The 13,008-nt window shown below is 32.0% G+C and carries 11 protein-coding genes and 3 pseudogenes; 1 reads left to right on the forward strand and 13 read right to left on the reverse strand.

The genetic code is table 11. The features are described 5' to 3' along the window. Positions 1–8: 8 nt before the first annotated feature. The 8 genes and pseudogenes from MUA60_RS14090 to MUA60_RS14125 form a co-directional block, all read right to left on the reverse strand. Complete coding sequence (locus MUA60_RS14090) at positions 9–848, reverse strand: lipoate--protein ligase family protein (RefSeq protein WP_037589955.1); 840 nt, start codon at positions 846–848, stop codon at positions 9–11. A 2-nt stretch (positions 849–850) separates the two neighbouring features. After that, a complete protein-coding gene (gene pta / locus MUA60_RS14095; protein ID WP_025904903.1) occupies positions 851–1,837 on the reverse strand; it encodes a phosphate acetyltransferase in 987 nt (328 codons plus the stop codon). A gap of 113 nt (positions 1,838–1,950) precedes the next feature. Beyond that, a complete protein-coding gene (locus MUA60_RS14100; protein WP_262648810.1) occupies positions 1,951–2,631 on the reverse strand; it encodes a hypothetical protein in 681 nt (226 codons plus the stop codon). Between the two features lie 71 nt (positions 2,632–2,702). Beyond that, positions 2,703–4,499, reverse strand: coding sequence for a purple acid phosphatase family protein (locus tag MUA60_RS14105; protein ID WP_262648811.1), 1,797 nt, complete (start codon positions 4,497–4,499; stop codon positions 2,703–2,705). Between the two features lie 459 nt (positions 4,500–4,958). Beyond that, complete coding sequence (locus tag MUA60_RS14110; RefSeq protein ID WP_204196178.1) at positions 4,959–5,744, reverse strand: MetQ/NlpA family ABC transporter substrate-binding protein; 786 nt, start codon at positions 5,742–5,744, stop codon at positions 4,959–4,961. A 27-nt stretch (positions 5,745–5,771) separates the two neighbouring features. Beyond that, positions 5,772–6,440 (reverse strand): metal ABC transporter permease EmtB, encoded by a 669-nt coding sequence (locus MUA60_RS14115; RefSeq protein WP_262648812.1) that lies wholly within the window; start codon positions 6,438–6,440, stop codon positions 5,772–5,774. After that, positions 6,437–6,715 carry a P-loop NTPase family protein gene (locus tag MUA60_RS14120; protein ID WP_262650639.1) on the reverse strand — a complete coding sequence of 93 codons (279 nt, stop codon included), beginning with the start codon at positions 6,713–6,715 and terminating at the stop codon, positions 6,437–6,439. The genes MUA60_RS14115 and MUA60_RS14120 overlap by 4 nt, the downstream gene beginning before the upstream one ends. A gap of 18 nt (positions 6,716–6,733) precedes the next feature. Continuing rightward, positions 6,734–7,159, reverse strand: a pseudogene (locus MUA60_RS14125) (ATP-binding cassette domain-containing protein); the annotation flags it as partial. A 196-nt stretch (positions 7,160–7,355) separates the two neighbouring features. Here MUA60_RS14125 and hemQ point away from each other — a divergent pair. Continuing rightward, entirely contained in the window at positions 7,356–8,108 is a 753-nt protein-coding gene (gene hemQ, locus MUA60_RS14130) for a hydrogen peroxide-dependent heme synthase (RefSeq protein ID WP_262648813.1), read from the forward strand. A 242-nt stretch (positions 8,109–8,350) separates the two neighbouring features. Here hemQ and gltS read toward each other — a convergent pair whose 3' ends face one another. From gltS to MUA60_RS14160, 5 genes and pseudogenes are all read right to left on the reverse strand, one after another. After that, complete coding sequence (gene gltS, locus MUA60_RS14135; protein ID WP_262648815.1) at positions 8,351–9,559, reverse strand: sodium/glutamate symporter; 1,209 nt, start codon at positions 9,557–9,559, stop codon at positions 8,351–8,353. Positions 9,560–9,845: 286 nt separating this feature from the next. Next, on the reverse strand, positions 9,846–10,415 hold the full coding sequence (locus tag MUA60_RS14140; protein WP_262648817.1) for a glutamate ligase domain-containing protein: 570 nt from the start codon (positions 10,413–10,415) through the stop codon (positions 9,846–9,848). Positions 10,416–10,457: 42 nt separating this feature from the next. Further along, positions 10,458–10,924: pseudogene (locus MUA60_RS15580) on the reverse strand (Mur ligase family protein); the annotation flags it as partial. A 205-nt stretch (positions 10,925–11,129) separates the two neighbouring features. Further along, positions 11,130–12,307, reverse strand: a pseudogene (locus tag MUA60_RS15635) (IS3 family transposase). A 38-nt stretch (positions 12,308–12,345) separates the two neighbouring features. Continuing rightward, on the reverse strand, positions 12,346–12,723 hold the full coding sequence (locus MUA60_RS14160) for a hypothetical protein (RefSeq protein WP_262648822.1): 378 nt from the start codon (positions 12,721–12,723) through the stop codon (positions 12,346–12,348). Positions 12,724–13,008 lie beyond the last annotated feature (285 nt).

Genomic DNA, 13,008 nt, shown 5'->3' on the forward strand with positions numbered 1-13,008 from the left:
ATGTCATTTTATCGTTTTTCCATATTTCGAATCATTTTATCATTGCGTTCTATCATTCTTTCGAAATATTTATCGTACAATGTCCATTCTTCCGTTGTGACAGGATCCATATTCAAAGTTGCACCTAAATTTTTCAAACTTCCTAACAGTTTAAATAGTATGTCGTTAGTTGTATATTCAGTGCCTAATAATTCGTTCAATGAAGCCATGCTTTCAGGTATGATAGTCGGATAAATGAATTTTGTCTTTTCGTTTTTCAGTGCATGTTCATAGAATGCTTTCATCATTTCGGCACGTTCAGCGCCTGATCCTTCCACACATAAATAGATTTGAACTGCTATACCACCTCTCACTCTTCGTTGTGATATACCAGCAAATTTTTGATTATGAATACTTAAGTCATAACTACCAGGGCAGTATGATGCAGTAATTTCTTTATTCTCAATTTCATTAGTATCTTCTTTAAACATTTCACGAATAAGACGTAACATCACTTCATATCCTGTATCAATGGATACATCATGCTTACCTTTAAAGATTAAAGATATATTAAGCACACCTTTATCTAGCACAACACCTAATCCGCCAGAATTTCTAACGATTGCACTATAACCTCTAACATCATTTAAATATGCAATACCATCTTTTAAATAAGGTAATCTAGAATCATGTATGCCTAATATCACGACGTGATTGTGTATCCATGTCCTAACAACACTTGGACTTTTATCATTTCCTACTTGATCACAAAATGTATCATCGAAACTAAAGGACTGCATTGGCTGCAGTCCTGAAGTGTGGTCAATGTATCGCCATTCTTGTGTAAAATAATCTTGCAAATTTGCCATGATTATAATGTTTGAGCAGCTGTAATGATTGAAAGACTATATACGTCTTCAGCTGAACAGCCACGAGATAAATCGTTAACAGGTGCGTTTAAGCCTTGTAATACAGGACCAACTGCATCAAATCCACCTAAACGTTGTGCAATTTTGTATCCAATATTACCCGCTTCTAAGCTAGGGAAGATAAATACATTTGCATCACCTTGAATTTCAGAATTTGGTGCTTTCTTAGCAGCAACTTCTGGTACGATTGCTGCATCAAATTGGAATTCACCATCTAATACAACATCTTTTAAATCTGTTTCTTTTAAGTTCTCTTGAGCAATAGAAACTGCTTCAGATACTTTTTCAGTATCAGGTGATTTAGCTGACCCTTTAGTTGAGAAGCTTAACATTGCTACTCTTGGAGACATACCAAATGCTTGAGCAGTCTTAGCACTTTCGATTGCAATCTCAGCTAAGTCTTGTGCATTAAGTTCTGGGTTAATTGCACAATCACCGAATACATATTGTTCTTCACCTTTAGTCATGAAGAATACGCCAGATGTTTTTGTAACGCCTGGTTTTGTTTTGATAATTTGTAATGCTGGGCGTACAGTGTCTGCAGTTGAATGTGCAGCACCACTTACTAATCCATCAGCTTGATTTGTGTAAACTAACATCGTACCGAAGTAGTTAACGTTATTTAACAATTCTTCAGCTTGTTCTTGAGTTGCTTTACCTTTACGACGTTCAACAAATTTTTCTACTAAATCTGCTTTTAGTTCACTTGTTTCTGGGTTGATGATTGTAAGACCATCGATTGATAAGTCTGCACCAGCTGCTGTTTCTTTAATTTTTTCTTCATTACCAAGTACGATTGGTGCAACCAAATCTGTAGCTTGTAATTTAACTGCTGCTGTTAATACGCGCGCATCTTCACCTTCTGGTAATACGATACGTACATTTTTACCTGTTAGTTTGTCGCTTAGAACATTAAGTAAATTAGACATAATTGCCTCCTATATATGATTGCTATTATTTTTCCATTCACAATTATAACATTTTTTCATAAATTTTCACGTATCTAAACTGTGAATTTATATTGGATATTTTTAAAATATTATCAATTATATTCTGAAAGCAACATTTTCCATTTTTTATTTAAAATTTTATCCTTTGAAACTATAAATTTTTCGTTTGGTTTTAAGTTTGGACCTTTACCATTGTAATCTTTAGTTGCAAATCCAGTTGATAGTGATGGTTCACTATTCGGCTTGAATTGATGTTCGTATACTTTACCGTTATCTGCAAACAAATATTTCGTAATCGGTTGATCCATTTTAGCGACACTACTGTACCCTTGAATATTAGTTAGATCTTGTGCACGTTCATCATAACCACCTTGAGTATGCTGTCCTTGATACATCGTTAATCCCACAACATTATGGATCTTAAAATGTTTCCACCCTGGTTTATCATGATCTGTTATTTGTATTTCACCATCGTCAGTAATCGCATAACCATCACCTTCCATTTGTTCGTTTCGACTAAAATAACGATTCGATACTGCTTTATGTTGATTTTGGCCATATTCGTCAGCAATTTTTAATAATTTATGTTTCAATGCATCTTTGTCTTGCTCTGAAAGTTGAATCTGCTTAGTTTCAGCATGTTTCGTTTCACTATGCTGCTTTGTCTCTTCTTGCGAACCATTTTGACAACCGCTTAATATAAATATCATAACTACTGCCACACTTAAATAATTGAATACACGTCGCAAAGTAACCGCTCCTTCTATTAACAAATAGGCGCCTCCACATCATCATATTTGAAGGAGACGCCTTATGGATATTTATTTAACTTTGAAATCTATGATTAGTCTTTTTTAATACCGAATTCATCAACTAATTTAACTGTTCTTTGTTCACCTTTACTAATATCGCCATGTAATTGATAAATTTTAACGACTAATTTACCTTCAGATACATCATAAACTGAGAAGTTCTGATCAGATGAATCTCGATTATTTTCATGACTATCATTAAAAGCATATGTCTTATGAGGTTGCTCGCCTATCGCAAACAAACTATTATAATGATCTAATTGTTCTTGAGTTAAATCTTCTAGTTCTGGTCTAACTTTCTTAATATGTTCTAAAGGACGGTCATATATACTGTCATACGCTTTTGTACCACCTGTATTTGGAAGCACGTAAACTGAACCTTCTGGGTTGTCATAATAAGTGATGTTATCTTGACCTCTAATTTGTTTAGCATCTTCTTTCTTAGCATTTACAAAGCTATTTTTAGTCGATGTATGTTCTAGTGGTTTCGTACGCGAAAGCACATGGTCATGACCTTGTAACACTAAATCCACATCTAAATCATCAATTTGTTGAGTCAGTTCGTCACGTATTTTAGCAACATCTTCATCTGATAATGCATGATACGATTTAGAATACATTGGTTTATGCAAATTTAAGATAACCCATTTAGAGCCATTCTTTCTGGCATCTTTAATATCTTGCTTAATCCATTCCATTTGTTCTTTGCCAATTGCTTTTTCTTCAGGATTATCTTTAGATTTCTTATTATCATTGGTATTAGCGACAACCATATGTGCACCATTATAATCAAACGAATAATAAGATCCACCATTGATCGCATTGTTTTCTTTAGGCACATTGACATGTTCGTTATACTTTGTCAGTAATTTTTCATCATCTTCACTTAACGCATATTCGTCATGGTTACCTGGTGCAGAAGCTACAGCTAGTGACATAAATGATGGACGTGATTGATAATATAAATCTAACCACTCATCTTCAATCTCTGCAGTTTCTACAAAGTCTCCTGTGTGTAATGCGAAGTTTGGATTGCCTGCTGTTTGAATAGCATTGCTTAACGTATCTGCTCCAAATTGCGCTTCATTTCTTACGTGTTCATTCCAATAAGCATTTTGTGTATCTGTATACTGTACGAATTGGAAAGGATCACCGTTGTTGCCAGAAGTCTTAAATTGTCCAACTTCACTTTGAGGACCACTTGCACTACCTACGCGATAATAATATGTAGTATTCGGCTTTAATCCCGTTGCTTTCGCTTTATAATTATATTCAGGAACTGTCATTAGTTCAGACTTCCCATGTTTATCACCGCGCGTCCATTCAGCACCTTGTGCATGTTCATCTGTATAATATCCATTTATTTTTTCTTTACCTTGTGCATCTTTAACAGGTTCACCTTCATCATCTTTTTCTACATCCGCAAAGATGAAATTGCCGTTCTTATCTCGTTCAACATATTTAGAATCCACTTGTTTAGAAGTTGCATCAAACGCTTGTGCATCATCAAATTGACCCGTCTCTGACACCCAAACTTTAGCATCATTAAATTGATCTGTCGTATACCAATTAAAAGCCATTGCTGTTTTCGTATCACCATTAAAATTCGTAATAATACGATTCGGCTGATTTTTCTTAGGTACAGGCGCTACCTCCGGCTTCTGTGACATCACTTTAATATCCGTATGAGCTTGTTGATTCACAACAGACGAGTCACCAGAACCACCAGCACCACTCGCCTCAACCGTACCAGTAGTCCAAATCCCTAACAATAACATCATACATGCCGTACCACTAATGAATCTCTTTGCTATTGACTGATTATACATGTACACTTCCTCCTAATTAACTCTATAGTGATTTATAAAGCAATCTATTAAGAAGTGTATCAATCATACTTTAACCCTATGTAAAGGTAGTATGAGTATTGTATGAATGTAATATGGAGAGAGATAGAATAATAAAATAATAAAATAATAAAATAATAAAAAAGAAGCTCAACTCGAGCTTCTTTTTTGTATATTACTTTATTTTTTTAATAGTTCTTTTTTAAATGTTTCTGCTTGTTTCTCTACTGAGATTAAATCTCCGTATAATGCTTCATTACTTGTGTAGTAAATGACGTTATTGTTTTTAACTGCTTTATTATTTTTCCATATTGTTAAATTTGTAAATTCATTATCTGGTTTTTTACCGTCTTTTGTTGGTATAAATAAGTAGTCTCCTGAATAATTAGAATCTGGGAATACACTTGTGATTGCTACTGGTTCTACACCTCATATTTTATTTTAAAACGATGGTATCAATGTATCTTCATGTTTTTCTTTTAGATATTTTTTAACTGCATCACTTTTCATAACTTTGTGCAATTCTTTAATTTTTTCTGAGTCTTTATTATCTTCTCTTGCAACGAGTTGAATTGAGAATCGTGAATCAATGTTTTTCTCTAAGAACAGTGCGTCAGCTGGTTTTAAGCCAATTTTAGAAATATAAGTTGGATAGTTATATACAAGTGATACATCTTTTTCACTATAAGTTTCTGCTAAGTTCAGTAAGTCTACTTTCAACCATTTGAAATCTTTAGGATTTTCGACGATATCTTTCGTAGTGCCATTTACACCAACGCCGTCTTTCAATTTAATAAGACCTTGTTCTTCAAGAATCGCTAATGCTCTACCTTCATTTGAAATATCATTTGGTATTGCGACTTTTGTACCTTTTGGAATGTCATTGATGTCTTTATATTTTTTAGAATAAAAACCAACTTTTGCATCATAAATCGGTTGGATTGCGACTAAATTTGCTTTACGTTCTGAGTTGTATTTTTCCATAAATGGTTTATGTTGCGCGAAGCTTGCATCCGCTTCTTTACTACTTACCATATCGTTATAAGCAACGTTGTCATTCACTTGGACAAGTTTAATTTCCCAGCCGTCCTTTTTAGCTTCTTTTGCTGCTTGTTTAACAACGTCTGTCATTGGTGGTGCTTGAGAAGCTACTTTAATGACTTTGTCTTCGTTATCTTTTTTATTCGCGCCACAGCCTGCGATGATAATGCTTAACATTAATAACATAACAAATAAACTTTTTTCATTTCTACACTACTTTCTTTTATCTATTTTTTGAGCTATAAAGTTTCCTAACATTTGTATGATAAATACACTGATAATGATGATGATTGAGAAATACATGATTTCATTTTCATAACTTTGATAACCGTATCTGATTGCGAAATCACCTATTCCACCACCGCCAACAATACCCATGACTGTTGAATAAGACACCATGCTTACTGTCGTCGTTGTATATGCCAATATAATGCCGCTACGTGATTCAACTAATATGAAATGCCAAATATATTTATATGTTGAGGCACCTAGAGATTCTGCTAAGACTTTAATATCACCAGGAATATCTAATAATACTTGCTCAACCAATCTTGAAAATATCGCAATACCTACAATACTTAAAGGGATAATCGACGGGTATGGACCAAACGCACTCCCTAAAATCATGCGTGTAAGTGGGATTAAACTGATTACAAATAGTAAGTACGGGAATGAACGTATAAATGTAATCAAGAAATTAAATGACCAATAATAATTGATATTTAACGCTTTAATACTTGGGTTTAATAAAAATAATGCGATGCCTAGGGGTAGTCCAACTAGTAAAGTGATGAGCATCGAATAACCTAACATGATGCACGTTTCTTGTAAGGACTGAATCAATTCTGGTAAGTAGTAATTTATCTTCTCTAAAAATGTCATTCTTCTAAACTCTGCCTAACATTCTCTAAATAAGAATTCGGGTTTCTTTCTACACTTACTACTTTATTATCCATAACCTCTAACAATTGACCGTCCTCCATAACACATACTTTTTCACATAATTGTTTAACAACACTCAATTCATGCGTCACAAAAATAATCGTAATGTTGTATGCTTTATTCACTTTCTTCAACATCTTAATGATGATTTCCGTGTTATGTTCATCTAAACTACTTGTCGCCTCATCACACAATAAAATATCCGGGTTTCTCACGAGTGCTCTTGCTAATGCAACACGTTGTTTCTCACCACCGGATAATTATGCTGGATAATAATCCTTTTTATCATTTAACCCTACAAACCCTATTAATTCATCTACTTTCGCTTTATCTTGCTGATTAATAATTTTTAAAGGCAAAGCGATATTTTGCTGAACGTTAAGGTTATTCAACAAATTATAATTTTGAAATACCATGCCTATTTTTTCTTTATACTTCCTTACAACACGCTTTGATAATGCTTCTGTATCTTTCCCGTCAAAAACAATGCGCCCTTCTGTTGGTTGTTCTATTAAATTCAGCAATCTCAGTAACGTCGACTTTCCCGAACCATTTTTGCCGACAATACCTGTAACAGATCCTGGTTCTATCGTTAAAGAAAAATCTTTTATAGCAAAATTGTCATTATATTTTTTTGAAACATTTTCTAATTTATACAACTTTATACTCCTGTAAAATTATTTTAATAAAGAAACCTATTTTCATTATCTAATAATTGAAATCGATAATCAATATCAATTAATACATTTAAGTATTCTTTCTTTCACAACAATGTAAAAAGTTGAGTCCTTTCAACCTTATCTAGTATGATAGACTTGTAATGAAGATATCTTTTCTAAAAGGAGCGAAAGTAAAATGAACGAAGCAGCAAAAACATTAGATGGTTGGTACAGCTTACATTTATTTTATGCAATTGATTGGGCAAGCTTAAAAACTGTACCTGAAGAAGATCGAAACACAATAATCAGCGAATTCAAGACTTTCCTTGAAGCGTTGGAAACAGTTCATAATAATAAAGAAGGTTCTCATGCTTTCTATAACATAACAGGCCAAAAAGCAGACTTAATGTTATGGTTCTTAAGACCAGACGTTAAACAATTAAACGCCTTAGAAAATGAATTTAACAAGTTAGATATTAGCGACTTCTTAATTCCAACATATTCATACGTATCAATCGTAGAACTTTCAAATTATCTTGCAGGTGACTCTAACGAAGATCCATACGAAAACCCACATGTTAAAGCAAGATTATATCCAGAAGTACCACGTTCAGAATACGTATGTTTCTACCCAATGGATAAAAGACGTGACGGCGAATACAACTGGTATATGTTAGATATGGATCATAGACGAAGCCTAATGCGCTCACACGGTTTAATCGGACGTAGTTATGCAGGTAAAGTAAAACAATTTATTACAGGTTCAGTAGGACTAGACGATTACGAATGGGGCGTAACATTATTCAGTGATGACATGTTACAATTCAAAAAATTAATCTATGAAATGCGTTTCGACGAAGTATCAGCTAGATATGGTGACTTCGGAGCATTCTACGTAGGTAATATATTAAATATTGATGAATTAGATACATTCTTTAACTTGAAATAATATAGAAAGAGCCTGGAACTGAGTGAAGTTCCAGGCTCTTCATATTTTGAGTGCTAATGATGTTGATTTCCAGGCCGATAATTTTATTTATCGGCCTGGAAATCTCGTTTCTGGACCGGTAAATTTTTTTATCGGTCCGTATTTCCTATTTCTGGACCGATAATTTTCGTATCGGTCCAGAATATTAAATAAGGCTGGAACATAATATAATATCCCAGCCTCTATCTCATTGCCACCTATATTTAACTAAATATATTGATGAATAGTGTAACAATTGGTACGCCTAGTAAATCTATTAGGAAGGCGCCAACAACTGGAACTACTAAATAAGCTTTTGGTGATGCACCGAATTTTTTAGTTATAACATCTAAGTTAGCCATGGCATTTGGTGTTGCGCCTAGTCCATGTCCGATAAATCCGCCTATCATTACTGCTGCATCATAATTTTTACCTAGTCCTCTAAACACGACAAATACTGAGAATAGTACGATAAATACAATTTGTACTAATACAATAATTGTTAACGGTAGTGCCAATTGATAAATTTCTGTTAATTTAATACTCATTAACGCGATTGATAAGAATAAACTTAATGAAACATCACTTACTTGGTTTGTAATTTTCATATCAATGATGTTTAAATTTCCATAATCAGAAATATTTCGAATGATAACTGCGACAAACATTGCGCCAACATAAACCGGAATATTTATTCCTGTTAAATTTTTAAATCCATCTCCAATATATGTACCAATCGCCATACATACTGCAATAATTGTAAATTGAACAATAAATACTGTTGTAGGGTTCATTCTACTATGTAAGTTCTCGTTATATCCCACTTCACTAAAATCAATACCTGTATCTTTAGCATCTCCTGGTTTCAAATCATACTTTTTAATTAAATATCGAACCACAGGGCCACCTAATAATCCACCTGCAACAAGTCCTAATGTCGCTGCTGCAAGTGCCGCTGTTAAGGCAGAGTCTACACCTAATGACTCTAAAGTCTTACCGTATGCCGCTGCATTACCATGACCACCTTCCATGGACATTGATCCAGCAGTTAAGCCAAGTTGTGGTGGAATATTTAACACTTTAGATAATGACACACCGATTACATTTTGACAAAATGCTAAAATTCCGCAAAAAATAAAATATAAAACCAGTATTTTTCCACCAAGTTTTAATAATTTTAATGACGCACCTAAACCTATTGTTGTAAAGAATGCCAACATAAAGAAGTCCTGCAGAAAATCAGAATCTAATTTAATTGTAATGACATTTAATGATTGTAAAATAGCAACTACAATAGCAAATAACAAGCCACCTATTACTGGCGCAGGAATACATAAACGTCTCAATATAGAAACTTTATTTACAATACCTTCACCTAATAAAAGTAAGACACATGCTATAGCTAAAGTTGTGACAGCATCAAACTGTATCATCATCGTTCCCCCTAAAACCTTATATTTTTATCTAGAAATCGTTTTCAAAGCCCGATGAACATTATACCTATCTCAAGTACAGAATGCCACCTTCTATAAATGAGAAATAAAATAAATTCATAAATAGATCATTTTACAAATTTCTTTTATTGAAAAATAACTGTAAAATATTCACATAGTTATATATCTAAAGAATTAGGAAAACGATAGAAATTCATTTTAATTTTGAATTTCTATCGTTTATTATTTTCAACACCAATTATTTACGTTCACTTTATCTTATTAATCAAATTTTACTTTCTTTGCTATTTGATGTAATAAATTTTTTTGCTATTTTGAAGTCTCCTAAATATGGTTCATAATTACCATTAACTTTTTGATATGGATCAGCACCTTTGCCAGCAATAATTAGAACTTGATTGTCTTTTAAACTTTCTATAGCTTTTTGAATGGCTTGCTCACGATCAATAATAATTTCAATCTTTGATTTATCTTCTATATAACTAGCAATTTCACTACAAATTTCCATAGGTGATTCAAAATCCGGATCATCTGCAGTTAAAAACACATGATCTGCATATAAATTGAGTAGACTTCCAAATTCCTTCCTTCGTGATTCAGCTTTGTTTCCTGTACTACCAATCAAAATGTTTATCTTTGAATTAAGATGTTTTTGTTTAACTAATGAAATTAAATTATCTAGACTCACATAATTATGAGCATAATCAACATAAATATATTTATTATCGAAAGTAATATTTTCCATTCTTCCAGGTATTCTAATATTTTTTATAATATCTTTAAAGTTAACATCATCGTCATATACACTTTGAATTAATGAGATAGCACTAAACACATTATAAATATTAAAATCTCCCAATAACGAAATATTCAAGTTGTCTAAAATAGATTTATTTATATTATTAGTTATAGAAAATGAGAAATCATTTCTAATATTTAAATAAAAATCTGCTTTTTCATTTTCAGAAGAAAAGTTTAAAATAGGTTTTCTCTCTTCATTACAAATTTCTTCAATAATTTTATATACTGAACTATCATAATTCGCAATTACTTTCTTTGAATTGTGTATTAATTGTAATTTGCATGATAGGTAATCCTCAAAATCTGGATGTTCAACCGGACTTATATGGTCAGGCGTAATATTCAGAAAAATTCCTACATCAAATTTTAAATTATATAGTCTATTTTTTTATATCCTTGAGAGGACGCCTCCATCACTAAGTGAGTTATTCCATTTTGAGTTGATTCATGCATCATTTTATATAAATCTAAAGACTCTGGCGTAGAATTATATGATTTAACATATGTAATGCCATCTATTGAATTTTCCATAGTCGTATACATAGCAACTTTATTTTCACCATAAATATGATCTAATATTTTTTTGTAAAATATGCCGTAGTAGTTTTCCCCTTAGTTCCTGTATAGCAATATATAGATAATTTATTTTGAGGATAATTATAGAATTTGGATCTATATCAAGAATACGGACACAGTAAAAAGAGAATTCTACCGCGCTTCGCTTGCTTGCCTCGCGATTCATATTCTTTTAAAGGACCAAAATTATATGAATCGCGAGGATGTTTTTATGCATATTTTTCTCAAATTCAATTGGACTCATATAATTTAGTGTCGAATGAATTCTTTTTGAGTTGTAAAAAGTAAGAATGTATTCCATAACACTGAACATTACTTCATCCCTTGTTTTGTAGTCACAATGGTGAATTAATTTTTTTTTGATAATACTATGAAATGATTCTATACACGCATTGTCATAACAGTTTCCTTTTCTACTCATGCTTGTTTGAATTCCTTTTTCTTTAAGTAATGTCTGATATTCTATAGAAGCATATTGACTTCCACGGTCTGAATGATGAATCAGTCCTTTTCTTGGTTCTTGTATTGTACATGCTTTTCTAAAGGCTGATAACACAAGATCTTTAGTCATTCTTGAAGACATTGACCATCCAATAATTCTTCGTGAAAATAAATCCATGACTGTTGCTAAGTATAGCCAACCTTCTCTCGTTTATATGTACGTTATATCTGCGACCCAAACACTTCCTAATCCGGATACTTTAAATGATTGGTTTAATATATTGGGATATACAGGAAGTTGATGTTTGGAATTTGTTGTAGCCTTATATTTCTTTTTTGTTATTGATTTAATACCTAATTCATTCATTATCCTACTGACTGTTCTTTGTGTGACCGTACATCCTTTGCTTCTTAGTACTTGTGTAATTTTAGGACTACCATAACGTTTTTGACTTTGAATATAAATTTGATAAATATGTTTTTTCAATACATCATGTCTAATTGTACGTTTACTTGGTTTACGATTCTTCCAACCATAATAGCCACTTTTTGAAACACCTAACACTTCACACATCTTTATAACACGAAATTCATGTCGGTGTTCTTCAATAAACCTGTATATTACTTCTGGTCTTTGGCAAAGATGTGCATAGCCTTTTTTAATATCTTATTTTCTTCTTCTAGCTCTTTTAATCTTTTTTGTAGATCAACTTCAGACTGTTTCTTAGGGGTACGTCTACCACTACCAACAAATCCTTTTTCACCTTCTTTACGATAAACACTTAGCCATTTGGTTAATGTTTGAATAGGGATGTCTAAATCTCTTGAAACTTCTGTTGCTTTTCTACCAGATTCTACTAACTGAATTACTTCCATTTTAAAGCTATGATCATATTTTCTTTTAGACATAACGAACACTCCTGTAAATTGATTACTTTCATTATAGCTTAATTTATTATCAATTTACTGTGTCCGTTATTCAGTCTAGCATCAAATTCCATTGCAATAACAGCCATCGCTTTTTGAATATCATTAACTATGATTCCCTCAGTAAATTCATTATCTATACTTGAATGATAGCTAGTTTCAGAAATATAAGTATGTACGCCATTATTTATTGCTTCTCGTAAATAATCATATTTAAAAGTATTCCCTTTGCAAAAAAACAAGGTGTTCCCTTTTATATCTTTAGAATTATATGAAATGTGATCATACAATTTATTATCTTGATGCTTATAGTAATACATTCCATTTTTAACAATCACTTTTAATAAATTATGTTCTTTTAACACATTTAAGATTCTAATAGTATCTATACTTACCAATTTCATCACCTTTAATATATTATTTTATTAGTGTTAATATCAATTTTAAATTTCTAACTAAATTAATCTTTGGTCTATTTACTTAAGAAGACATTAATTTTTATAGCTCGTAGTATCTATATGATTTATATAATATCTACTTTATCTATTACTCATACACATTTTATTACATAATATCATTTCAAATTTAACAATAACTAGTTATATTTACAATCTATTACTTTTTAACATAAAAATAGTAGCACTGATAAAAAAAGAGAATAAGCAACGTTCAATTGCTTATTC

This window comes from Mammaliicoccus sciuri (assembly GCF_025561425.1).
GTDB lineage: Bacteria > Bacillota > Bacilli > Staphylococcales > Staphylococcaceae > Mammaliicoccus > Mammaliicoccus sciuri_A.

Coding starts and splice junctions, on each gene's coding strand:
- MUA60_RS14090 (WP_037589955.1), bottom strand. CDS start 848: ATGGCAAATTTGCAAGATTATTTTACACAAGAATGGCGATACATTGAC.
- pta (WP_025904903.1), bottom strand. CDS start 1,837: ATGTCTAATTTACTTAATGTTCTAAGCGACAAACTAACAGGTAAAAAT.
- MUA60_RS14105 (WP_262648811.1), bottom strand. CDS start 4,499: ATGTATAATCAGTCAATAGCAAAGAGATTCATTAGTGGTACGGCATGT.
- MUA60_RS14110 (WP_204196178.1), bottom strand. CDS start 5,744: ATGTTATTAATGTTAAGCATTATCATCGCAGGCTGTGGCGCGAATAAA.
- MUA60_RS14115 (WP_262648812.1), bottom strand. CDS start 6,440: ATGACATTTTTAGAGAAGATAAATTACTACTTACCAGAATTGATTCAG.
- hemQ (WP_262648813.1), top strand. CDS start 7,356: ATGAACGAAGCAGCAAAAACATTAGATGGTTGGTACAGCTTACATTTA.
- gltS (WP_262648815.1), bottom strand. CDS start 9,559: ATGATACAGTTTGATGCTGTCACAACTTTAGCTATAGCATGTGTCTTA.